Source organism: Nonomuraea lactucae, from assembly GCF_003313395.1.
GTDB classification, from domain to species: Bacteria; Actinomycetota; Actinomycetes; order Streptosporangiales; family Streptosporangiaceae; genus Nonomuraea; species Nonomuraea lactucae.
In genome coordinates this window covers 1-24,104 of sequence record NZ_QNFZ01001045.1, presented here as the reverse complement: position 1 = coordinate 24,104, position 24,104 = coordinate 1, and the positions used below count along the sequence as shown (strand labels likewise).

At 67.8% G+C, this 24,104-nt stretch carries 15 protein-coding genes; 11 read left to right on the top strand and 4 right to left on the bottom strand.

The genetic code is table 11. The annotated features are described in order from the left end of the window. Window positions 1–257: 257 nt before the first annotated feature. The 4 genes from DQW85_RS45165 to DQW85_RS39910 all read left to right on the top strand — a co-directional run bounded on the left by DQW85_RS45165 (window position 258) and on the right by DQW85_RS39910 (window position 3,891). Window positions 258–542 (top strand): hypothetical protein, encoded by a 285-nt coding sequence (locus tag DQW85_RS45165; protein ID WP_162795755.1) that lies wholly within the window; start codon window positions 258–260, stop codon window positions 540–542. After that, the gene (locus DQW85_RS39920; protein ID WP_205315769.1) at window positions 539–1,027 is read left to right on the top strand and encodes an ATP-binding protein; all 489 of its coding nucleotides are present in this window, start codon (window positions 539–541) and stop codon (window positions 1,025–1,027) included. Before DQW85_RS45165 ends, DQW85_RS39920 begins: the two co-directional genes overlap by 4 nt. 67 nt (window positions 1,028–1,094) lie before the next feature. After that, window positions 1,095–2,105: an AAA family ATPase gene (locus DQW85_RS39915; RefSeq protein ID WP_162795754.1), complete on the top strand. Its 1,011-nt coding sequence runs from the start codon at window positions 1,095–1,097 to the stop codon at window positions 2,103–2,105. Window positions 2,106–2,358: 253 nt separating this feature from the next. Continuing rightward, window positions 2,359–3,891: an ATP-binding protein gene (locus DQW85_RS39910; protein WP_113704925.1), complete on the top strand. Its 1,533-nt coding sequence runs from the start codon at window positions 2,359–2,361 to the stop codon at window positions 3,889–3,891. Window positions 3,892–3,970: 79 nt separating this feature from the next. Here DQW85_RS39910 and DQW85_RS39905 read toward each other — a convergent pair whose 3' ends face one another. Next, on the bottom strand, window positions 3,971–4,363 hold the full coding sequence (locus DQW85_RS39905; protein WP_113704924.1) for a hypothetical protein: 393 nt from the start codon (window positions 4,361–4,363) through the stop codon (window positions 3,971–3,973). 126 nt (window positions 4,364–4,489) lie between these two features. Between DQW85_RS39905 and DQW85_RS39900 the strand changes: the two genes are divergently transcribed. Then, window positions 4,490–6,643, top strand: a complete 2,154-nt coding sequence (locus DQW85_RS39900; RefSeq protein ID WP_113704923.1) for a UvrD-helicase domain-containing protein — start codon at window positions 4,490–4,492, stop codon at window positions 6,641–6,643. Between the two features lie 94 nt (window positions 6,644–6,737). Then, on the top strand, window positions 6,738–8,705 hold the full coding sequence (locus tag DQW85_RS39895; RefSeq protein ID WP_113704922.1) for an N-6 DNA methylase: 1,968 nt from the start codon (window positions 6,738–6,740) through the stop codon (window positions 8,703–8,705). On the opposite strand, the gene DQW85_RS39890 is transcribed toward DQW85_RS39895, so the two are convergent. Next, window positions 8,692–10,179, bottom strand: a complete 1,488-nt coding sequence (locus tag DQW85_RS39890) for a serine/threonine protein kinase (RefSeq protein WP_113704921.1) — start codon at window positions 10,177–10,179, stop codon at window positions 8,692–8,694. The genes DQW85_RS39895 and DQW85_RS39890 overlap by 14 nt on opposite strands. A 71-nt stretch (window positions 10,180–10,250) precedes the next feature. Here DQW85_RS39890 and DQW85_RS39885 point away from each other — a divergent pair, with 71 nt between their 5' ends. Genes DQW85_RS39885 through DQW85_RS39870 form a run of 4 tightly spaced genes read left to right on the top strand, consistent with a single transcriptional unit; the run spans window position 10,251 to window position 19,527 of the window. Then, window positions 10,251–11,867, top strand: coding sequence for a PD-(D/E)XK nuclease family protein (locus DQW85_RS39885; protein WP_113704920.1), 1,617 nt, complete (start codon window positions 10,251–10,253; stop codon window positions 11,865–11,867). Further along, on the top strand, window positions 11,864–13,012 hold the full coding sequence (locus DQW85_RS39880; RefSeq protein ID WP_205315768.1) for a pPIWI_RE_Y domain-containing protein: 1,149 nt from the start codon (window positions 11,864–11,866) through the stop codon (window positions 13,010–13,012). The genes DQW85_RS39885 and DQW85_RS39880 overlap by 4 nt, the downstream gene beginning before the upstream one ends. After that, window positions 13,005–16,577: a pPIWI_RE_Z domain-containing protein gene (locus DQW85_RS39875; RefSeq protein ID WP_113704918.1), complete on the top strand. Its 3,573-nt coding sequence runs from the start codon at window positions 13,005–13,007 to the stop codon at window positions 16,575–16,577. The genes DQW85_RS39880 and DQW85_RS39875 overlap by 8 nt, the downstream gene beginning before the upstream one ends. A gap of 7 nt (window positions 16,578–16,584) precedes the next feature. Next, window positions 16,585–19,527 (top strand): pPIWI_RE module domain-containing protein, encoded by a 2,943-nt coding sequence (locus DQW85_RS39870; protein ID WP_113704917.1) that lies wholly within the window; start codon window positions 16,585–16,587, stop codon window positions 19,525–19,527. Here DQW85_RS39870 and DQW85_RS39865 read toward each other — a convergent pair. Continuing rightward, window positions 19,451–22,021, bottom strand: a complete 2,571-nt coding sequence (locus DQW85_RS39865) for a DUF262 domain-containing protein (protein ID WP_113704916.1) — start codon at window positions 22,019–22,021, stop codon at window positions 19,451–19,453. The genes DQW85_RS39870 and DQW85_RS39865 overlap by 77 nt on opposite strands. Before the next feature lie 498 nt (window positions 22,022–22,519). Then, window positions 22,520–23,092, bottom strand: coding sequence for a TetR/AcrR family transcriptional regulator (locus DQW85_RS39860; RefSeq protein WP_113704915.1), 573 nt, complete (start codon window positions 23,090–23,092; stop codon window positions 22,520–22,522). 84 nt (window positions 23,093–23,176) lie between these two features. Here DQW85_RS39860 and DQW85_RS39855 point away from each other — a divergent pair, with 84 nt between their 5' ends. Beyond that, the gene (locus DQW85_RS39855) at window positions 23,177–23,896 is read left to right on the top strand and encodes an SDR family oxidoreductase (RefSeq protein WP_113704914.1); all 720 of its coding nucleotides are present in this window, start codon (window positions 23,177–23,179) and stop codon (window positions 23,894–23,896) included. The last annotated feature ends 208 nt before the right edge of the window (window positions 23,897–24,104 follow it).

The following is a 24,104-nucleotide window of genomic DNA, read 5'->3' as shown; positions in this document are numbered from 1 at the left end:
GGGGCTCTTCTACTTGTCGATCAAGACCTCCCGCACGGCATGCCCGCGACCTGCGGCTTCAGGTTGGAAAACACTCAATGCCGCCGCCATCATCGTCGCGGAGGTGAACGCATGAGAAGGCAACTTCACCATGACGACACAGAAACGGCAGTCCCGAAAGCGCCGCATATGGCTGGACTCAAGAAAATCCCGGCGACGAGAATAACCGTCTGCGAGGGCTATGGCTGGGCGCGAGATGCATACGAGGGGCGGTCGGCATGAGCGTCGAGGATTTCCACAGCGCACACCCCGAACCGCTCAAGGACGGGTACAGCAGGATCAGGGGGTCTCCGCCCATGCCCAGAGCCGCCACCATCAGAGTCAGAAGCCACACCTGCGGCTGCACCCCCACCTCATACGAGCTGTGCGAGGCGGCGGGCCTGGCCTTTATCCCCCGCACCGTGCGCTCGTCCGCGGGCACCCACGTCAGCGACAGCCCCTGGCTGCGAAGAGCAGAGGCGGACAAGCTCTGGACAGCGCTGCTGGAGGGACGGGCACGGTGAACAGGCATGCCTACCCTTCCGATCGAGGCACACGCCATCCGGCCACGAGCCAGCTCGACGGTTCTGCGCGAGCGAACCCGTTCATTCCGCCCCTCGTACGAGATGGCGGAGAGGCCTGCTGGGACCTGCCCGCCGCCCCCGAGACGGCGAGCGTCGCGCGCCGGCTCGTACGCGAAGCCCTCGCAACGTGGGACCTGTCCGGCCTGGCCGACGACGTGGCCGTGGTGGTCTCCGAGGTCGTGACCAACGCGGTCGTGCACGCGAAGTCCGCGATGACCCTCTCCCTGTACCGGCAGGGCCGTAGCGTCCGGGGCGAGGTGGTCGACCACAGCCCCGTCTGGCCGACCCCGCTGCCGGCGGGACCGAACGAGGAGCACGGACGCGGGCTGGCGATCGTCGCGGCCTACTCCGAACGATGGGGTGTCGATCCCGCCCCGGACGGCAAGATCGTCTGGTTCGTCTGCGTGGAACGGCGGGCTCCATGAACGAGCGGTTGACGTCCGAGAGTGCTTGTCCCAGGCGCGTACAGCAAGGAGATGGCAATCTGTGACCATGCGAGCACCCGCAGCGAGGCATTTCAATATCGCCGGCCCCTGCGACCCACGACGCCACTACATGCTGCCGTCCGCGCCGCAGCTCCCGGGGGTGCGCGAGCTCATCGAAATGGACTGCTATTTCGTGCTGTACGCGCCCCAGCAGACCGGCAAGACGACCGCCGTGGACGCCCTGGCCTCCGACCTGACCGCCGAAGGCGACATCGCCGCCCTGTCGTTCTCGTGCGAGCTCGCCAAGGTCTTCAGCGACGACATCGCCGCCACGGAGACGATTCTGCTGGACTCCCTCCGCAGGGCCGCCGACTTGTCGGGATCGCCTGAGGAAATGCTGCCGCCGGACCCCTGGCCCGAGGAGCAGGCGGGCACTCGGTTCGGTGAGGCGCTGAGCGAGTGGTGCCGTCGCTGCCCGCGCCGGGTCGTGCTGTTCCTCGACGACATCGACACCCTGCACGGCACCAGCCTGATCAGCATCCTCAGCAAGCTCCGCCACGGCCACGACGCGCGGCACAGCGGGCTTGCGTTCCCCGCCTCGGTGGTGCTGTGCGGGTTGCGCGACCTGCGCGACTACAAGGTCGCCTCCGGCGGCGACCCCGCGCGGTTCAGCCCGGCCGACTCGTTCGACGTCTTCGCTGACTCACTGCGCCTGGGCGACTTCACCGCCGGCCAGATCGCCGAACTCTACGACCAGCACACCCAGGAAACCTGCCAAGAGTTCACCAAGGATGCCGTGGATCGCGTCTTCGAGCTGCCCCAGGGACAACCGTGGCTGGTCAACGCCCTCGCCGACGAGATCACTTTCGGGATGGGGGTGTGCGGCGCCATCACCCCCGCACAGGTCGATGAGGCCAAGGAACGGTTGATCCGAGAGCGCGCTACCCACCTGGACGCCCTCAGGGGGCGACTGTACGAGCCCCGGGTGGAACGGGTGATCCGGGCGATCATGGAGGGAACGCGCTTCCGGGCACGGACGCTTCCTTCGACGATGACGTCTCCTACGTTCGTAATTTAGGTCTCATCCGGGAGACCGGGGCACCGGAGATCGCCAACCCGATCTACCGAGAGTTTCTGATGCGGCACTGGTTCCTGTCCGCCGACCTGCTGAACCGGGGACAGTACGGGCCTTTCACCGACGAGGAGCTGGCCAAGGCCTACCTGAGGATCTCCGCGTCCCCAGCTCGGAATGATGGCAGAATGTGACTATGCAGCCACCCCCAGTGAGGTCCTTTAATACCGCCGGTCCCTGCAATCCGCAGCTCCACTACATGTTGCCCCCCGCGCCACGGCTTCCCGAGGCGCGGGCGCTCATCGAGATGGACCGCTACTTCGTGCTGCACGCGCCCCGGCAGACCGGCAAGACGACCACGCTGCGCACCCTGGCGTCCGAGCTGACCGCCGAGGGCGACACCGCCGCCCTGATGTTCTCCTGCGAGCGGGCCAAAGTAGCAGGTGATGACGTCGGCTGGGCGGAGGAGATGCTGCTGGACTCCCTCCGCCAGGCCGCCGCGCGGTCGGGATGGCCGGAGGAACTGCTGCCGCCGGATCCCTGGCCGCAGATCACGCCGGGCAGCCAGTTCAACGAGGCGCTGAGCGAGTGGTGCCGCCGCAGCCCTCGCCGGGTGGTGCTGTTCATGGACGAGATCGACGCCCTGCAGGGCAACAGTCTGGTCAGTATCCTCAGCCAGCTTCGTGACGGTCACAACGCGCGGCCGGACGGCGAACCGTTCCCCGCGTCCGTGGTGCTGTGCGGGATGCGCGACCTGCGTGAGTACAAGGTCGCCTCGGGCGGCGCCCCCGACCGGTTCAACGCGGCCAGCCCGTTCAACATCATCACTGATTCACTGCGTCTGGGCGACTTCACCGCCGACCAAATCGCCGAACTCTACGACCAGCACACCCAGGCGACCGGCCAGAAGTTCACCAAGGACGCGGTGGACCGCGTCTTCGAGCTGACCCAGGGGCAACCCTGGCTGGTCAACGCACTCGCCCATGAGATCACCTTCAAGATGGGGGTGACCGGCACCATCACCACCGAGCAGGTAGAGGATGCCAAGGAGCGGCTGATCCGGGCCCGCGCCACCCACCTGGACTCCCTCGGGGGCCGCCTGTACGAGCCCCGGATCAAGCGGGTGATGGAACCGATCGTGGCCGGCGGCACCCACATCGACCGTTACAACACCGAAGACCTGTCCTACGCCCGCGATCTCGGCCTGATCACGCAGAAGCCGCCGCCGCAGGTGGCCAACCCGATCTACCGGGAGGTCATCCTGCGCGTGCTGGGCGACCTGACGGAACAGAACGTCCACGCCGACCCGCACAGCTTCGTGCTCCCCGACGGCCGCTTCGACCTGCCGCGCCTGTTGAAGGAGTTCGTGGTGTTCTGGCGTGAACACGGCGAGGTCCTCACCCAGCAGGAGGGCTACCACGAGGCCGCCTGCCAGATCATCCTCATGGCCTTCCTGCACCGCCTGGTCAACGGCGGCGGCTACCTCGACCGCGAGTACGCCGCCGGCACCAAACGCATGGACGTGTACGTCCGCTGGCCGTACAGCGGCCCCGACGGCGGGCGGCTGATGCAACGCGAGGCCATGGAACTGAAGGTGTGGCGACCCGGCGCGGAAGACCCGAAGCCCGGGGGCCTGGCCCAGCTCGACCGCTACCTCGACCGGCTCACCCTCACCACCGGTGTCCTGGTCATCTTCGACCGCCGCCCGGAAGCCCCGCCCTGGAAGGAACGCGGCGGCTTCGAGCAGGCGACCACCCCGTCCGGCCGCCAGGTCACCGTCCTGCGCGCGTGAGGGTGTTCCTGGCTCGGTGAAGGGGCTGTCACGCAGCCCCGGATAGCTGGGCGACGTCTCTCGCTCGCTGCAATGGGGATCAGCAGGCCGCCGCGAGCGTCTGCAGCAGGCAATCGAAGGCAGTGATGTCCGCGCATCCGACCGCACGAGCAAAGGGAATTTCGGCCACGCCCTTGTTGCGCCTTCTTGGAAACCGACGCAAGTTGGAGTGATAGCGAAATTCAGAGTTGATGCTCAGGCCGTGGATGGCCTCGATTGCCTCAAGCACGGTTTCAGGGGTTTCCGGGTGGATCCTGACCTCGATCACCTGGCGTAGGGCATACGCCCGGACGAGGTAAATCGGCACGCAGCTTCTCGAATGGCTTAATTCGCAGACCTTCTTCACCAGGTGGGTTAATTCATACCCCCTGTCATCCGCAATGCCGACGAGGCGCCGCTCGAACTCCGTCAGGGGGTGCTTAGTGAGATTCACTCGAACTCCTCAATCGACGTCAATGCACACGCCACCCCTAACCTTCGCGATCTGCTGAGACGGGCTGGTTCGGCGAACGGCTCGCCCATACCCTAGTGATCCGCCACTCGCCCCGGGAGGTTCCGCGTGCCGCAGCTCGCCTTCGCCAACAGTTTCTGGGAGAGCTTCGACGCTCTGGAGAAACCGGTCAAGGCGGGCGTGCGCAAGGCCATGAAACGGTTCCAGCAGCTCACCATCGCCGAGCTGTACGCCGACAAGGGCCTGCACCTGGAGTCGGTGGTGAACGCGCGAGACCCGCGCATGCGGACCATCCGCGTCACCGAGTTCTGGCGCGGCGTGGTCCTGGCGCCCGACGACGGCACCGACACGTTCCTGCTGCTGAACGTCGTGCCACACGACGAGGCCTACGGGTGGGCGGCCAAGCGGCTCTACACCGTCAACTCCGCCACGCACGCCCTGGAGGTGCGCAACGTCGTCGCCATCGAGCAGCTCACCCCTGCCCTGGAGCAGGCGGCGGCCGAGGCACCATCGCTGCTGTTCGCCAAGCACTCCGACACCGTGCTGCGTGATCTCGGCATCGACGACCAGGTCATGCGCGCCGTTCGGACCATCATCGACCAGCCGCAGCTGAACGCGTTCGCCTCGCTCCTGCCCGAGGACCAGTTCGAGGTGCTGCAGTATCTCGCGGAGGGGTTCTCGCCCCAGGAGGTCTACCAGCAGGTCGTGGCCGAGCGCCGCCCCGCCGACGCCTCTGCCGACGCGGACCGGAGTCTCGAGCAAGCGATCATCAACACCACGACCCGCATCACCCTGGTGAGCAGCGCGGACGAGCTGACCGACGTGCTCAGCAAACCGTTCGCCGCGTGGCGGGTCTTCCTGCATCCCTCGCAGCGGCGCGTCGCGTACCGGCCCTCCTACAACGGGCCGGCGCAGGTGACGGGCGGCCCGGGAACGGGCAAGACGGTGGTCGCGCTGCACCGGGTCAAGCACCTGCTCACCCGCTCGCCCGGCAGCCGGATCCTGCTCACGACGTACACCACCGCGCTCGCGGCGGCGCTGCGGGAGAATCTCGAGCTGCTTCTCGACGACGAGAAGCAGCTCGCGAGGGTGGACGTCACCACGGTGAACGCCTTCGCCTACCGCGTCGTGCGTGCGCTGGCCGGCCGCACGCCCAAGATGATCGGGGACGCCGACGAGCGGCAGATCTGGCGGCGCGTCATCCGGCGGCTGGACCTGCCGTGGACCGAGCAGTTCCTGCACCAGGAGTACCGGCATGTCGTCCTCGCGCAGCGGATCACCTCGCGGACCGAGTACCTCCAGGCGCCCCGGCGGGGCCGGGGCACGGCGATCGGGCCGCGGCAGCGGGAGCAGGTCTGGAACGCGATCGAGACGTTCACGGCGGAGCTCCGCAACGGCGGCGTCAGCACCCACCTGCAGCTCTGCGCGGAAGCGACCCTGCTGCTGGGCGGCTCCAACCTGCGGCGGTACGGTTTCGACCACGTCATCGTGGACGAGGCGCAGGACCTGCACCCGGCGCAGTGGCGGGTGCTGCGCGCTGCCGTCCTCGCCGGCCCGGACGATCTCTTCATCACGGGCGACCCGCACCAGCGGATCTACGACTCCAAGGTGTCACTCAGCTCACTCGGCATCTCCGTGGCCGGACGAAGCGGCCGGCTGCGCATCAACTACCGCAGCACGGCGGAGATCCTGACCTGGTCGACCGGCCTGCTCGACGGGTCGCTCGTTCAGGACCTGGGCGGGCAGGGCAACGAGAGCCTGTCCGGCTACCGGTCCCTGCTGCACGGCAAGCGCCCTCGTACGGCCGGTTTCCCGGGCGAGCAGGCCGAGGTCGCGGCGGTCGTGGAACGGGTGCGGGAGTGGCTGGGGCAGGGGGTGCGGCCGGGTGAGATCGCCGTCTGCACGCGTTTCAACATCCTGCTGAACAAGGTCCACGACCGGCTGGTGGCCGAGGGCATCCTGGCGGTCAAGGTCAGGGACCAGCCGTCGGCGAACGCCGAGGGGGTTCGCCTGGCGACCATGCATGCCATGAAGGGCCTGGAGTTCCGCTGCGTGGCGGTGGCAGGGGTGACCGCGAGTGCGGTGCCGTTCGCGAAGGAGATCACGCCGGCGGAGGTGGACCGGCTCCAGCACGAGAGTGACATGCTGCGAGAGCGCTGCGTGCTCTTCGTCGCCTGCACGCGGGCGCGCGAGGCGCTCTACGTGTCATGGAGCGGCGCGCCCAGTCCCTTCGTGTCGCAGCAGCTTCAACGGCACACATAGAACACCTGTGCGAGTTTTCTGGTGACTTCGCCTACTGGAGGGTATGATGAAAACTGCGTCAACATAGCAGTCTGTTCAGCGAAGGGCTTGATACATGGGCGAGCGCCCTGTCGTGGTGACACTCGCCGAGATCGCGCGCATCGCGGGGGTGGGACGGGCCGCCGTCAGCAATTGGCGAAGACGGCATCACACCTTTCCCTCCCCTGTCAGCGGTACGGACACCAGCCCGCAGTTCTCCCTGGTCCAGGTCGAGGAGTGGCTGCGTGAGCACGACAAACTCGGATCGTCCACCGGTTCGCTCGAACGCCTCTGGCCGGCTTATGAGGCTCTGGGCGATCGTGATCGCATGGGGCGGGTCATCGCCGAGTTCGGCGCCCGGCTGCGAGACGCGCCTCATCGCGAGCTCGATCCCGGCGAAGAGCAGCTGGTCGATCAGGCTCTTGAGCTCTCCCTGCAGGAAGGCGGCCGCGAGACTTTCCAATATCTTCTCGACCGGTGGCTCGGTACGCACATACGTCAGATCACCACGACACCGGCTCCGCTCGCCTCGTTCATGGCAGAGGTGGCGGCCCTGGCCAGGCCGGGAGGGATCGACACACTGCTCGATCCCGCCTGCGGTGCCGGCGGACTGCTGTCGGCCGGCGCGGAACGGTGGGATGGCGCACGCCGGCTTCTCGGTAACGAACGGGATCCCGTTCTCGCCATGCTGGCGAGATCCAGGTTGTCTCTGCTGACCGAGACGCCCGAGATCGACCTCAGAACGACCGACACCTTGCGGAGCGAATCCCCAGCCGCTGCCGCTGATGTGATTCTCTGCAATCCGCCCACCAACGAACGCGACTGGGGGTACGCGGAGCTGGCCACCGATCGACGATGGCTGTTCGGCCTGCCCCCACGCACCGAGTCCGAACTCGCCTGGGTGCAGCACATCGTCTCCTCACTGGGCGATGACGGCGTCGCCGTCGTGCTCCTGCCGCCCGCCGTGGCCTCCCGCCGCGCGGGCCGTCGCATCAGGGCGGCGATGCTGCGTGCCGGGTCGCTCAGGGCGGTCATCGCCTTGCCGCCGGGAGCGGCTCCGCCTTTCGGAGTCGGCCTGCACCTGTGGATCCTGCAGCCGCCTGCCCAGCGCAGAGCCGCCCCTTCGGTTCTCATGGTGGACACGGCCGACTGCCGAGCCACCTTGTCAGCCGCCCGCGCTCAAACCGTCGACTGGGACGCCGTCCGAGGTCGGGTATTCGGCGCGATGGCAGGCAACGCGCAAGAGAGCAGCATCGAAATACCGGTTCTCGACCTGCTGGGCGAGGAGACCGACCTGACTCCCGCACGGCATGCGCCCACCAGCGTGTCGGTATCGGTCGTCAATCATCGCCGTACCTGGCGGCAGTTCGACTCGAACCTGCAAGAGGCCCAGGATCTGGGGAAGAGCCTGCGCGATCTCGAGGTGGTGCGGGAAGTGGCGGACGCCCACGCCGTCGCGGTCGCCGACCTGGAGCAAGCCGGCGCGCTCGCGCTGGCACCAGGGCAGGCGATCCCGGACGGACACCTGCGGCGGGGCGAGCGGCCCGATGATGGGGTTCCGGTGCTCACCGTCGCGGACCTGCGGGAAGGGCAGCCACCCCAGTTCTGGATAGCCGCCGAGGACGTCGAGCAACTGGAACGGGACAAGGGCATCACCGTGACATCGTCCAACGACGTGGTGGTGGTCGTTCCGTCGGCCGAGTTCAGCGCATGGGTGGACGTTGCGGCTCCCACGGTCCTGGGGCCGCACATCCATCGGCTTCGGCCCGACACCGAGCGTCTGGACCCATGGTTCGTGGCAGCCTGCCTGCGTGCGCACTTCAACGCACGGCAGGCCGGTACACACGCCACCACCACATCGCGAGTGGATCCGCGGCGTCTCCTGGTACCTCGTCTTCCCATCGACGAACAGCGCCGATACGGCGACATCCACCGTCGGCTGGTGCGCTTCGAACACGCCATCGCGGAGGTGGGCAACGTGGGTGCGACACTGAGCCGGACGCTCACGGAACTTCTGGCCGCCGGGCGGCTCAGAGAGAGCTGAGCATCGTCTCGACCTCATCGCGGTGGCCCGATTCTGCGAGCTCTGCAGCGAACTCGCGACAACGCCAATGCAGTTTCGAGGACGACCGGGACAGGCCGCGAAGCTCGACGACCACCGCCTTCCACATGCCGAAGGCCACCTTGGTGTCGTCCTCCTCCGGCACCAGGCATTCGGCGATGCCGACACGGGCTTCCAGGAGAAGGTCCACGTCCTTCGCGCCGAGAGGCGTCCGCTCCACCGTGCGGTACAGCCTGCCGGCTCCGGGCCAGTCCCCTTCGAGCCGGGCACGATCCGCGCGAACCAGCCGACCCCGTACGACGAGGCGCTCCCGCGGACCCCAGGCGGCTTCCACCTCTCCAAGCCGGGCCACCACCCGCTCCGCCTGCGGGCCGGGCCGCTGCTCCATCAGTTCGTCCTCGGCGGCGTCGAGCAGGTCGCCGAACTCGCGGCGGCTCGGCATCATCCTGCGCCTGACAGCGGGGCGCTGCCGCTGCACGGGCGCCGGCTTCGCGGTCACGGGCGGTGAGTCGCGACCTTCTCTGAACGGCAGGGTGGGATCGGGGTCCAGCCGGGGCGAGGGGGCGAGATCCCCCAGCCGGGGAAGGTAGCGGCGCAAGACCTCCAGCCCGTCTGCCAGGCTCGGCCTGCCGGCGGCCTCCTTCTGCAGCAGCCCCCAGGTCAGGTCCGCCAGGTCGGCGCCAACGGGATGCCGCGCGGGGTCAAGACGCGGCGGAGGATCGTTGCGGTGCTGGTCCTCGATGCTGCGGTCGTGAAGCTCCTTGAACACCTGCTTCGCGGTGACGATCTCGTACAACATGCAGCCGAAGCCGTAGAGGTCGGCAGCGGGGGTCGGGGTCTTCACACCACGGATGATCTCCGGCGCCATATAGCCGGTGCTGCCGGGAGTGTGGCCATGGCGGGTGTAGCGGGTGGCCTGCGGGTCGGTGGGCAGGGCGATGCCGAAGTCGATGATGTGGACGGCGCCGTTGTCCGCGAGCACCACGTTCTGCGGCTTCAAGTCGCGGTGCACGGCGCCGCCCTTGTGGATCCTGTCGAGGATCTCCAGGATCTGCACGCCGATCGCGGCGGCCGCGGCCAGCGAGGGCCGGTGAAGGGAGAGGAAGTCCCGCAGGTTCTTTCCCGGGATGAACTCCATCACCAGGCACGGCTCCCCACGGAAACGACCGAAGTCGATCAGGCGCGGGATGCCGGGGCCTGCGAACTTGTGCAGGAGGTCACGCTCCCGCTCGAAGCGGTTGAACGCCTCGCTGCGGACACTTCGCTCATCGACGTCGTACGAAGAGGACCAGTAGTCGCGACCGAGCACCTTGACCGCCACCGTCTCCCCCGAATGCAGATCATCGGCCAGCCATACGCGCGCCATGCCGCCCGTCTTCAGGCCGGCACCGATCCGGAACCTCTCGAAGAGCACGTCTCCTGGCCGCATCGCGTCCTCCCACTGCGCGGTGTTCACGCCAATACGTTACCAAGACCGAAGACTTACTGTCGCTTGACTAAGTTCACACAGTGCGGTTCTCTGTTGTCGTGAGCACTCTCCCGAAGCCTCCCGGCCTCAGCGGCCGATCCGACGTGGTCAGGATCGGCCTGCCCTTGCTGCGCGCGGAGGCGGACGCCTGTGCCTGGGGAAGGGCCCTGCGAGCCCGCCCGCTCCTGACGCAGACCCCCGAACGCTCCCGCTGGAAGCCCGTCCAGGACTTCTTCTTCACACCGGTTCAGAGCATGCTCGACGCGATCGAGCACGATGGCAGCAGCGTGCGGGCCGCGCTGGCTGACAGCCGGCACACTCGCAACTGTCACCCCGTCCACCGCGCGTGGGCACTTGACGCCGTGCACGCCTACCTTGCCGCTCGGGCGCGACACGAGGCCGCCGGATTTCCAGCCTCGTTCCCCGTGAGCAACGAGTGGGTGGGGCTGAGCCGGCTGCGCCAGCCGGACGCGCGAGGGGTTGCGCAGTACGAGCGCACCGCCTGGGGCCGAAGGTACGCCACCCGGGACGGCTCGGTACGGGAAATCTGGATTCCGTCCATTGGTTCTGCCAAGGAGACCCGCTCGGAGGCGGAGATCGCGGCCGCCGCCGCGATCGCGGCGACCGGAGTCCCGGCTCGCGGGTCCTTCGGCGAGCCCTACCGGAAGGCCGGGACCGATGCGGTCAGGCCGCAGCGGGTTCGCGTCATCGGCGTCGGCCTGGGCGACGGCCAGCCCCTCATCCTGGCTGACTGGGACGCCGACGAGGCGGTGCGGCAGTTCGAGGAGCATGCAAAGAAGCGGTACGCCGCCGTCCTCGACGGGCGGGCACTGCGCCCGGGGTCGGACTGCACCACCTGTGAAGGGCTTGTCGGCTGCGCTTCTCTGCCCGTGGTTCCAGGGCTGCTCGGTGTGCCTGCTCCTCGCCGCCCTCGCAAGCGGCGCAGCGTCTCCATCAGCGACCTGCGCGCCTACGAGTCCTGCCCGGCGCGCTTCCATCTGACCCGGGCCCTGTACATCAAGGACGGCCGGAGCGAGAACGAGGCGATCCGCCGTGGGCGTGCCGTCGACGCCTGGCTGAACGACCGGCACGGCGAACATACCCGCATCCCTTGCCGGGACGTGCCACTGCCTGCGGCACTGCCGGGCCTGACGGAGGACGAGCTGGGCCCCGCTGTCCGCATGGTCGAAGAGCACCACGCCTTCTGCCCGCTCGACGGGCTGCCGGAGGACGAACTCGTCCGCACCCAGTGGCGTCTGGCTGCTTACGACCCGGTCGTAGATGTGGTCGTCATCGCCGACCCCGACCTGCTCTACACCGAATCGGGCGGCTGGGTGTGGCGTGAGACGAAGACCGCGTCGCGACGTACCTGGGAAGGCCGTCCACTGCTCCGCGTATATCCGCAGCTCGCGCTCGCCGTCCTGCTGATGGCCGCCGGCGTCCCCGGCGGCGATCCCCGCCGCTCACGGATCGAGTTGGAGATCCTTCGGGAGAACGGGTCGGTCTGCGAGGAGATCGACCCATTCGACCAGGTGACCCGCGACGAGGCGCGCGAGATCGTCGCCGAGCTCGCCGCCGGATGGGCGCACGACGAGACCTACTCCCCCACGCCGGGCGACCACTGCGCCGATTGCGAAGTCCGCCGCTGGTGTGCCGCCTCGGGAGAGCCCCGATGACTATTGGAACGATGCGTGACGCCGCCGCGGACTGGTCCGCCCACCAAGGCATTTCGATGGTCCGTACGCTGGCCGGCGCCATGCTCGCGCTCGACGCGCAGACCGGCCTCGACGCGTTCACTCTGCCCTACCCGCCGGAGGCCCAGCGGGCGCTGGACCGCACGGTCCTCGCCTGCCTGCTCAAGGAGGCCACGCCGCCGGCGAGCCTTCCCGAACTCGTGTCCTGGTGCAAGGAGGTCCCTCTCGCCGACTGGCCGGTCGATCTGCCCGCGGACGCGATCGGCCCCGAGGACCGACTGCTCGACGCGGGCTCCGGGCGGCCGACCGAGCTCTGCCACGAATGGGCCGAGCGCACCCGCGACAGCGCGCTGACCTTCCGCGACCGTGAGATCATCCACACCGCGCTGCGCCTGTGCCGGGCGTTCGGCGAGGAGGAGGCCTACACCGCCTTCCGCGGGCTGCTCGTCAACCGCCCGGTCCTGACCGCGCCGGAAAGCTTCGAAGTCCTCAGCGATCTGGTCCTGGAGCCGGTTCACGAACTGATCCAGCGCATCTACCTCCCGGTTCCCGACAGCTATCTGCACGACGGTTCATACGTCTGCTGTGGGCGCTGTCTCACGCTGCTCGTCCCCGTGCAGGACGGGGAGTGGTGGTGCGAGCGCGACCGCTGCCGCCGCCAGGGCCCGACCCCTCTGGGCAGGCGACTGCGTCCGGAGGTGACAGGCGAGGTGCACCAGGTCGAGCGGCCGGTGCGGCAGTTCGTCACCGGACCGGGACGCGCCGAGGCGACTATGGAGGGAGAACTGTTGGCGTTGGGGCTGACGGTGCGGATGTGGCCGGGCTATGACGCCTACGACCTGCTCGTCACCTTCCCCGACGGCCACCGCTGGGCCATCGACGTGAAGGACTGGGCGAACCCGCTCTTCCTCGGCCGTTCGGCACGCCCCGTGCCGCCGGAGCCCCCGTACGACGAGGCTTTCTGGGTCGTGCCCCGCCACCGCGTAGCGGCCAGGCAGGACTACATCCCTGTATACGAGCGCAACCGCCCCTCCCAGGCCCGCGACCTGCCTCTCCTCACCGACGCAGATTTGATCAGACGGGCCAGGGCGAGGATCCGCAAGCAGAAGGGGGACGCCCGTGCGTGACCGCGAAAGCTGGCACCGATCGGTCAGCCGTGAGCTCGGCCAGGTATGGAACGGCCTGTCCGCAGGGCTGCAAGGCATGAGGCCAGCCCACCTGTGCCAGGTCGAGCTGGCCCTGCGGCTCCTGCAACGACTGGCCCCGCAGGAGCCCGCCGAGGGCGTCTACACGCTGCTCGGCGGCTACCCCTTCGCCCGCGCCGCCGACCTGGCCCGGACGGCTGAACACGACACCATGCTCATCGCCGCCCGTCACCTGCTCTGGACGCTGCGCCGACGCCGCGCCTGGCACCAGGCACTGGATCTGTACCGCCAGGTGCCCGCGAGGTTGCGCGCCTACGACGTCCCGGAGGACAGCGCCCCTGCCCTCCAGCTGACCCCGACGATCGCGTTCGACCGCGTCACGGTCTACGACGACGCGCTCGCCCGGCTGCCGCAACACGCGCGCAAGCCGCTCTCCCTCGCCCCCGCGGGGCGCAACGGGTTAATGGACCGCCGCCGCCCCACGTCCGTCACCATTCCCGAGGCACTGGTCTTCGATCCCGTCCCTGGTCACGATCTGACGCAGGGACGGCCGGGCCGGGGCGCCCCGCTCACGATCAAGCGCGCCGAGCTGCTCGCCACCGCCGTCTGGATGGATGAGCGGGAACGGGAGCCGGGCGTGGAGCGACCGGGTAACTGGGAGGAGAGGATCAGCGAGCTGCGGTTCGCTCCTCGCGATGCCGACGGCCGGAACTTCAGCGAACGCGACGATATTCACCTCAACGGCCTGATGCATCTGGCCGGCATGGTGGGGGCGGGCAAGAGCACGCTGATGACGCTCGTCGCGGTCTGGGGCGCCCGGCGAGACCTACGCGTCACCCTCGTCGTCGGCGACGTCGCCGAGCAGCTGCGACTCTGCGAGCTACTGAACGACCTAAGGCTGCCCGCCGTCCCGGTGCTGGGGCCCACCACGCGGGAGACCCATGTGCAGCGGCTGCATCGCCGGCTCGCCTCGCGCGGCTTGGACAACCTTCTCGATCACGACGCGGCGGGCTTCGACGACCTCAGCACGGCGTGCGTGATCGATGCGCTGCGAGGCACGGAGGCCATCCAGCCTCTCCGGTACGCCGACGCGCCCTGCACTGCTCTCTACCCGGAGCAGCGGAAGGTCCAGCACACTGCCGACATCGTGTTGCCTGAGCCGTACCGGCCGGGTGAGGTCGCGCAGAGGCGCCCGGCCGACGAGCTGAGGGGCGGCCAGCGTGGCTGTCCCGTGTGGGCGAGGTGCCCGCGTCACCGCGCGGCGCGCAATCTCGTCGAGGGGCTGATCTGGGTCGCCAACCCGGCGAGCCTCGTACAGAGCGCCGTTCCCCAGCACTTGAACGAGGAACGGCTGCGCTATCTCGAACTCGCCTGCCTGCTCAGCGACATCGTCATCGTCGACGAGGCCGACTCCGTCCAGATGAAGCTGGACGAGATCTTCGCGCCTTCGGCGACGCTCGTCTCCCCCGGCCCCGACTCCTGGCTCGACCAGTTGCACACGCACAAGATCGAGGAGCTCTCTCGGCGCGGCCGGCTGCCCCTCACCGACCAGGACATCGAGCGGTGGAACTCGGCGCTGACCGTCGTCACCGCCGCCACCGACCGGCTCTACCGGCTGCTCATCTCGGAAGAGGAGCTGCGCGACTGGGCGGACATCGAGTACTTCAGCCCGTGGACCCTGCAGGAGAAGCTGCTCGGCGACTGGTTCGACGAGCAGCACGTGGGCCCCGAAGGCGTGCACGACGAGCGGCAACTGTACGAACCCTACGACGACGATTCTCCCGACGCCGACGAGAGCCAGATCTTCTTGGACTCTCTCCGTGCAGAGCTCACGAAGCTCCTGGACGCCTTCCGCGACGATCCGCTGGGCGACTCCGGCCCGTACGACACGAGCACCGACGACCTGATCGACACCACACGCGACCTCCTGCACACGCTCAACACGGCCCGTACCCGCGCTCGTGTCAAGGCCCTGCTGGACAAGCTGATCGAGAACACGCCTGCCTCCGCGCGGGACGACACCTGGCGCGACCTCACCTGCCGGCGGCTCGAGTTCCTGCTCGTGCTGTCGGCTCTGCACCAGCGGCTGGAGCGCCTGACGTTCCTCTGGCCCCAGGTCGAGGCCGCCCTCCGCCTGGACTCCACCGGCAACGAACTGGCGAGGCGACCGCCGCTCGACTACGCACCGCTCATCCCCGAGGCGCCGATGGGCAACGTCCTCGGCTTCCAGTACCTCCCGGACGAGCGGGAACGCGACGAGGACGGCAACAACAGCGGCACCCTGCGCTTCTTCCGGTGCGCGGGCGTGGGCCGGGAGTTGCTTCTCTCCCTGCACGAGCTTGGCGCGGACCCGGGCCAGGGACGCCCAGGCCCGCACGTGGTGCTCATGTCAGGCACCAGCTGGGCCGGGGCCTCGACCCGCGCTCACGTCCTGGCCCCGGTGGCAGCCGTACTCATGCCATCGGAACGCTCGCTCGACGCGGTGGGAAAGTCGCGGTTCGCCACGCGTTTCCTCTATGACGCCGACGGATCGCCCATGAGCCTTTCCGGCACGGACCCCAAGGTTCGACCGGCAGCCGCCAGGGCTCTCGCCATGCGCCTGGGCAGCCCCGGACGAGGTGGCGGAGCGAGCCCGCTGGAGGAGGAGCTGGCCCTTGTGGGGGACGACAACCGGCGCCGGGCGATCCTGCTCGTCGGCAGCTACAAGGAGGCGAACGCCGTCGCCGACACTCTGCACGGGCTGGACCGCTGGCGGGGCAGGGTACGCGTGCTGGCCGCCGACGACGCCGATCTCGACCAGTCCGTACGCGGCACGGATCCGGCGGTCGCGGAGCACGCCGTCACGCTGCGGCGGGGCGACCTGGCCATGTTCGCCGAGGACTACGATGCCGAACTGCTGGTGGCGCCCTTGCTGGCGGTCGAGCGCGGGCACAACATCCTCAACACCGACCGCAACGCGGCCTTCGGCACCGCCCTGTTCCTGGCGCGGCCGCATCCCCGTCCCGACGACCTGGCGCTGGCGATCTTCGCTGTGAACGACTGGGTGTGCCGTTTCGTCCGCGACCAGAGGCGGCCCGACAATCGCGCGGGCCCGGCCACGTTCGGCGAGCTCGTCGCCAAGGCCGCCGGACTCGACCGGGCCGGGCTCGACTTCCGCCACGAGGCGCGGCAGGAGTGGCGTCGCCTGCTGTCCCGGCGCTACGTCTACTCACGGCTGTCGCCGTGGGAGAAACGGGCTTTCGCCTGGGATCAGCTGGTCACTATGTGGCAGGTCATCGGCCGCCTCGTACGGGGCGGGGTGCCTGCCCGGGTCGTCTTCGTGGACGCCAGTTTCGCCCCGAAGACGGCCCGCGCGCTTTCCCCGGGCGCCACGGGTCCTGTCCCCCTCGAGGACGGTCTCCTCGCAGCCCTCCGCTCCATCCTCACCCCCTACTTTGACGCCGGAGCCGATCCCGCGGCATTCCCGGACCCGGCGGACCCGGCCCTCGCCCGGCTGCTCTACCAGCCGCTGTACAACGCCCTGTCCAATCTCGAACACCACCGCTGAGGACACCGTGCCCGTCAATTACGACTCCATCCGCACCTCCTCCTGGCAACCCGTCTCGCCCGAGGCCACCATGCTGGGCCGCTACCGCGCGCTGCGCTTCCCCGAGAACTGGCGCGACGCGATCCTCGCCCTCTGCAACCTGGGCCGCCCCGAGGGGGCCGAGCTCTACCGCACGGTGCCCACCTACCGCTTCGAGCAGGTGATCCAGGCCTTCGCCCCCGACCTCCTGGTGCTGCCCCGCCCGTCCGAGCACTGGCTGTACGTGCCCGAGGACGTCACGAACCCGCTGCCCGCCCCTGTCTTCCGTGCGCTGCTGGACCGCTGGCTGGGAGACCTACGGCCGGAGCCGGAACACCGTGCCTTCCTCAAGGACGTCCGCGCCGAGCTGTCGGCGTCCCCGCCCATCTGGGAACCGATCGAAGCCGAGTTGCTCCACTGCCCCACGACCCCGGTCGGCGGCACTGCCGCACCCCTCGCACACCAATTCCCGCTCAGCACCGACTGGCTGGCAAGACGCGTCCTGGACCTCGGGCCGTACGAGCACGCAGCCGGCCGGCTCCATTTCCGCGCCGTGCCCCGCGGCCCTCGCGACAAGGGCGCCGAGCTGGTCTCCCAACCGCTTCCGGCACCGTCCGGCACACGTACCTGGTGGTATTCGGTCGTTCTCGACATCACCCTGCACACCATTCCCTTCGACCCTCTCCCCCGATTTCACCTGCACTTCGGCATCCGCCGCTGGGCGACGCGGGTCAGCCCGACGACCGGCAGGGTCCACCTGCCGTACCGGCGCAGGACGACAGTGTTGTTGCGGCCGCGGGTGCCGTACCTGCCGGGCGCCCCGCTCAGTGAGCGCTACGCGCTGGCCAAGGTGGAACGCCGCTGGGACAAGGAGCGAGGAGAGTGGACCACCGGCTGGGTGAATGGCGGACCGACCGGCATCCTGCGCGGGATCTCGCTGGCCGAGCCCTTCCCCGGCGCGGACGACATCCTCTCCCATCCGGAGGAGTGGCTGGACCAGGGGCTGCGCGCGGGCATCGTGTACAGCACGGCCATGGGCGGCCACCAGGTCAAGGCGGGCCTCATGTCGCATCAGCGTTCCGAGCTCACCGAGTGGGCTGAGCAGGCCCTTCCCCCCGAGGTGCGGGCGGCCTCCGCGCTGGTCCGCACGCGGCGGGTGAGGTCCGCCAAGCCCCTCAACGCTCCTCCCACCGGCGTGAAGAAGGAGGACATGACCGAAGAAGACGCCCGCAGGGCGGAGGAACGGCGGGTAGGTGCGGCCTTCGCGATGTCCTTGCTGACCCCGGAGGCCGATCCGGCAACGCTTCCCGCACTGGAGGCACGGCTTCTTTGGCAGACCCGTGAGCTACGCGAGGCCGCGGTGACGGGACTCGTCGAACGCCTCGGGTTGAAGGGCGAGGGCGGTGTCTTCACCGAGGCGCAGTACGAGGCCGCACACCCCGGCCACCCGGTGACCCTTGAGTGGCAGTCCGCCGAGCTCGCCGTGCGGTTGCGCTGTGTCAAGCTGACGGCCGGCCTCGGAGAGGGGCTCGCCGTCCCGCCGAAGGGGAAGCCCCGTACCTCCTCGGCGATCGGCGCGGCCGTCCGTGACCGGCGTACCAGCGCCCGCTCCTGGCTGGCCGACGACATCACGGGCACGGCTCCCACGCTGGCGCTGGTGGAACTCGACCGCAGGGCCGACTTCGAAACCGGGGACCACGACCCCAAGTTCGCACTCAGACTCGGCTTCGCGGACGCCGGCGCGGTCACCCAGTTCGTGACGGTGCCCAAGAAGGCCGGGCGATACGACTCGGTGAACACCCTCGATCACCGCGTTTCCATGGCTTGGGACGACGGCCTGCGCCAGCTCGGCATCCGGGTGCCCCCCGAGCATGGCCTCGGTGAGAAACTGCCCGCCGGCCTGCGGTACGCGGCGGTCTGGCTCGTCAGGAAGAATCGCACGGCACGCAATCGGTGGGCGGTGTACGTCCCGATCGCTGTGCTCGTGACTCCGCAACGATCAGGCAGCGGCATCGCCGGTGTCCAGGGGTGGGATCCCGAGACGAATATGTGGATCCCGTACCCCTCGTTGCTGCTGAAGCTGACGCGGCTCGCGGAGGTTACTGTGCCCAGCACCGAGAACGGCGAGCCAGGCAGCTACTACCGCGCCATAGACAAGCAGCGGCGCGACACGGAGGAGTGGCTGCAGAAGATGCTGCGCTCCCTGCGCGGCGCTCCCACGCTGCTCCTCGCCCACGGACAGAACGCCCGCTCACACTGGACGTGGCTGCAGGACGGCCACGTGGAACCAGACCGCATCCGCGACGGCCACGCGCCGGCCCGGCGACTGCACCCGAACCTTCGGCTCGTCCGCTTGCGAACCTCGCAGGGCCGGGAGACCGCTCAATGGTGGGGCGTCAACCCGAAGGACGAGGCGAACGGACTGCCATCCCACCTGTGGGTGCCGCCGTGCGACGGGGCGAGCCGCGTCTTCTACAGCACCACCCCCAAGCCCGTCCAGTTCCAGACCTCGGCCATCAAGGCCGACAAACTGGCCCCCCGCCGGGCCGGTGAGGGCGGCACCAGGGTCGACACCAACATCTCGGGGTGGAATCCCGGGCTGGTGGAGATCGCCGTTCTCGGATGCCATCAGGACGACGGTGACGATCCGGAGTCGCTGGCGCTCGCCGTCCATCTGCTGCGTCAGCCGCCGGACTACCCGCAGGCCCTCGCTCTGCCCCTGCCGCTACATCTGGCAGGGCTTGGCCAGGAATACGTCCTGCCGACGCTCGCGGAGGAGGTCGAGGATGAGACTTCCGCTATCGAGGATCCGCAACCCACAGATGCTGACGTTCCCGTGGGTGACGGCGCACTACTCAACTGTTTCGCTGACCCGGCGAAGAACCCTTCGCCGGGTGAGCTCGTCCATGACCGCTCGCCACTGTGGCCCTGAACCAGTCGAGCGCCGCAACGACCACGTCGAACACCGCGACGCTCGCCAGCTGACTGTTCTTGATGGAGGGATACAGCTCCAGCTTGGCGACGGGAATGTTCACGCCGGGTGCGTCGTTGAGCCGCTGCCGAAGCTCTTCTCTCAGCGCCGGATCGTTGAACGTCTTGCGGTTGCGCAGCAGTCCGAAGGGAATCTCGGCGCTCTTGGCATAGAAGCGGACGGCGTACAAGGACTGTCCCTCTATTTTGATGATCGGCGCGCAGGAGGCGTTGGCGGAAGTGCCATAGTGAAGCTCGCCGCCCCGTGAACGCCAGTGCTCCAGCAGCCGCTGGACCGCGCCGGCCGCCTGCGGCCCGCTCTGATCGTTGAGCTGTCGCAGAAACCGCTGTTCCAGTGCCGTCAGCCCTTGCGGCGAAAGGGGCTCATCGCCGGCGGCCTCGGTCTCGGCCAGATCCACGGCGATAGGCAGGCCGAGCAGCTCGGCAATGTCACGTACGCTTAGATGCTGGTCGGCGGAGGCGCGTCCGGCTTCGTCGAACACGAGCCCTTCCGCACGCAGCACCTCGTGCACGTCTCGATCGTCTTCGGGATCGACCCAGCGGAAACCGTCGGACACCTGTCCCGACCTGGTAAGTACCCGATGCGCGTTGAGCACCGGGACGCTCGCCAGATGCACCCCGACGGGCACCGGATGCGAGCCGATCAGTTCGGCGAGGTCCGAGTATGAGGTCCAGGTGGCGGTCGGCAGAGCGGCCAAGGCGCTGTGCAGTTGTGTCCAGTCGCGGGAGGCGGCGCTGCCCCGGCCAGACTCCTCCGGCCCGGGCCAGATGGCGATCGCCCGGACCGCGAGGCGATCGGCGCGGGCCAGGATTTCAGCCTTCCCCCAGCGTTCGCAGGCGGCGATCTCCTGGTTCATCACGAGCCCGCTCTGGCCAAGCTGTTTGCGTTTGGCGGCGAAGGAGTTGTTGCTCAGCTCGGAGTTGTAGCCGCTAGGCGTGAGGTTGCCCAGGGTGTGTACGAGCTGGCGATGCAGGAGATCAGCGTCGTCTCCCCCGTTGGAGAGCTCGCTCAGCCAATCAGCGGTTATGGATTGCGGCAGTACGTGCTCGATGGTGATGCGTTTGTCGGCGAGGTCCACCCGCTCCTTACTGCCCAGCGACTCCTCGATGCGCCGTAGGACGAGCTTCTGCTGCACTGTACGGCCTTGCCAATAGAAGGCGCGGCTGCGAATCTCCTCCCTCAACTGCTCGTCCGAGGGCCAGTACAGTCTGGCGGGTGAAAGCGCGGTCCGAACCGCCTGGGGGATCTCCTCTTCGGCCACCAGCTGGACGGCGAGCCGCTGGAAGATGCGATTGAGATTGCCTGTGGTGACTCCGGCGATCAGGCGGCGAACGAGAAAGCTCTCGACATAGGCCAGCGCTTCATCCACTTCCTCGTCACCGATGTAGTCGTCCTCCCGCAACTCCAGCAGACGCATCACCAGCGGGTAGACGGTCGAAGCCTGCCACTCCTTGAGGAAACGCAGCCGCCCGGCGAAGGGCAGGTCGTCGGCGGGGAAAAGGATCTGCTTGAGATGCCGGGCACGCCGGTATAGGTCGCGGGCATACTCCTCGATGCGGTGCTCGTCCCCGGACAGCGCCAGAAGCAGCTGCTGGTGGCCGCGGTAGACGGCGTTGTACTGGGCATCGTCGCCTTCCTTCAGCACCAACACCAAATACATCAACTGTTCCATGGCCTTGGCGTCCAGCAGGTCCTGGATCGGCTTCCAGTACTCGTCGTAGACGTGCTGGCCCCGGGTGGGCAGGCATATAAAGACGTAGTTGCGGATCAGGTCCACCTGGCTGAGCCGCATGCCCGTATTGTTGATCGACTCAAAGATACGGAACGCGTTGTCGTCCTTTTCCACCAGGATCTGCACGAGGTTCAGCCGATCCAGCAGCACCGACTCCACGCGCGCGATGTCATGTGGGTCTGCTGGATCGTCGAACTCCTTTAACATTCCACGGAAGAATTGGTATGCGTTGCCGATCAGGCTGTCGGACTTGCCCTCCAACGTGCCGTCCACGCAAGCCTTGAAGGCCGTTCGGTCCGCTTGGGTGGGCAGGAGCCTGTAGCGCAGCTCTCCCTGCTGGAACTTGTTGATCAGGTGCAGCTCGTTGATGCGTTCCAGAGCTGTGCGATCCTCGGCCATCAGGTGGTCCCGGATCGCGCAGAGCGCGAGCATCAGGGTGGTGAGACGCTGTTGTCCATCCACGATGATCCATTGGGACCGGCTCGGTGCCAGCTCTGGCCCCGGAGCGAGAACCACCGATCCCAAGAAGTGGCTGGGCGTATCCTGCCGCTGCTCGGCCAGCACGTCGACCTGGGCGGTGATATCGGACCACAGTTGGGTGAGCTGCGGACGTTCCCAGGTGTATTGACGCTGGTAGAGGGGGACCAGTAATTGTTGGTCTCCCTGAATGAGCTTACGAAGGGTGGTTTCGTTCGCCTTCATGCCACCCCTTTCATTGCCCGCGCAATCGATGTATCTCAAAGACACACAATCTACGATGTGCTGTTGGATAACCGCAAGGTTCGCATTGGTGATAGACAGTACCTATTGCGCGATACGACGGCGCCATACAGCAGCGAACGCCTGCAGCAATCAGACAGATGCCCTCGATTAGTACCCCCGCTTCGCTCACTCCCGGAGCCCACGGCTGGCACTTGGACCGTCGCAGAGGTTGACAACAGGGCAGTGTCGTAGCTGGTCGGACAACGCAGACAGCTCCCGTGATCTCGTAAGGGCGATCATAGACTGCTCAATGGCTGCTCATTTCCATTCGCTAGGCGCTGCGCCTCATATGGCGCAGCGGCTGTATCATTCAAGGAAATACACACATACTACGCGTAACTAACGATTCGCGGACACGGATCGCTGGACAACGGCTGCTCGGTGCCACTCGTCACGGCGTGACACGAGCCGATGTATCGACATGCTCGATCTGCTTCGTCATCCCTGATTTTGGGTGGGCGGCGATTCTGGTATGGCGGCCACGGCGAAGCTGGCGATGGCGAGAAGTTCTTCGGTGGAACCTCCGTCCCTGGCGCGCCCGGACATGCCTCGCATGACAGCCATCAGGAACGACGCCAGCTGGTCGGGCTGAACGGTCGCCGGGAGGTCGCCGTCTGTGATCCCTCGTGCGATCCGGTCCCTGAGCCGACCCTGTATGTCGTCCCGTTGCGCGGCCAGGCATGGCTCGGTCAGCATGAGGCAGCCCAGCGGCGTCAGCGTGTCGGTGTGCGCGCGGGCGGTGTCGTCGAGCATGGCGGCTATGGCCTCGCGGGCGGTTGGTCGGGCGATCGCAGAGTCGACAGCCTCGCAGGTCCGGCGGAAGTACAGCGCGGAGGCTTCATTGAACAGGCTGTCCTTGTCGCCGAACGCCGCGTACAGGCTCGGGGGAGTTACGCCCATGGCTCTCGTCAGCATCGCGATGGTGGTCTTCTCGTAGCCGGCGCGCCAGAACAACTCGATGGCTGCAGCCAGCGCGGTGTCGCGGTCGAAGCTTCGAGGTCTGCCAGCCATGATCTCAACATATCGTATCGAACGCTATGGAATGTGGTACGGTGAGACCGCAATTCATAGTGATCGCTACAGAATGGGAATCCCATGCAGTTGAAGGACGCCGTGGTGCTGGTCACCGGAGCCAACCGAGGCATTGGCGCAGAGTTCGTCGCGCAGCTCAAGGAGCGCGGAGCGGCGAAGATCTACGCGGCCTCGCGCAATGGGAGCGCCGTCGACGTGGACGGCGTCGCGCCGATCCAGCTCGACATCACGGACCCGTCGCAGGTCCGGGCCGCCGCCGACGCGGCCGGCGACGTCCAGGTCCTGGTCAACAACGCGGGAATCTCGACCGGTACGTCGGTCATCTCCGGCGACGTGGCGAACATCAGGCGAGAGATCGACACGAACTTCTTCGGCCCGCTGCTCATGACTCAAGCGTTCGCTCCGATTCTGAAGGCCAACGGAGGAGGTGCCATCCTGAACGTCGTCTCGGCACTATCGTGGTTCACCGTCCCGGGGGCTGGCGCCTACGCTGCTTCCAAGGCAGCGGCTTGGAGCCTCACCGACAGTGCGCGCCTCGAGCTCGCGGATCAAGGCACGCACGTCGTCGGCGTGTACATGGGCCTTGTCGACACGGACATGGCCGCGGGCGTGCAAGCACCGAAGATCTCCCCGACGACCTTGGCGGCTGCCGGGCTGGACGCCATCGAGTCGGGTCTTGACGAGGTGCTGGCCGACGACTGGGCGAGGTTCGTGAAGTCCGGACTCGCGCTTGATCCGTCGGAACGATACAAGCAGCTGTTCTCGGCTCTGGCTGGGAACTGACCAGGCTCGACGAGCAGCGACCGAAGCGTAGGGACACGTGATGCGCCGACAGCTGACATCCGGGCCATCCTGATCATGGCGGCAGCGAGCGGGCGGTCCCGCACACCCGCAGAGTCACGGGGCCTTGCGACCTAGCGATCTTCGGTCGCTGGTTTCTGTAGCGATCTTCGGTCGCTGGTTTCTGTAGGTTTGTGTCAAGTTTCACGAC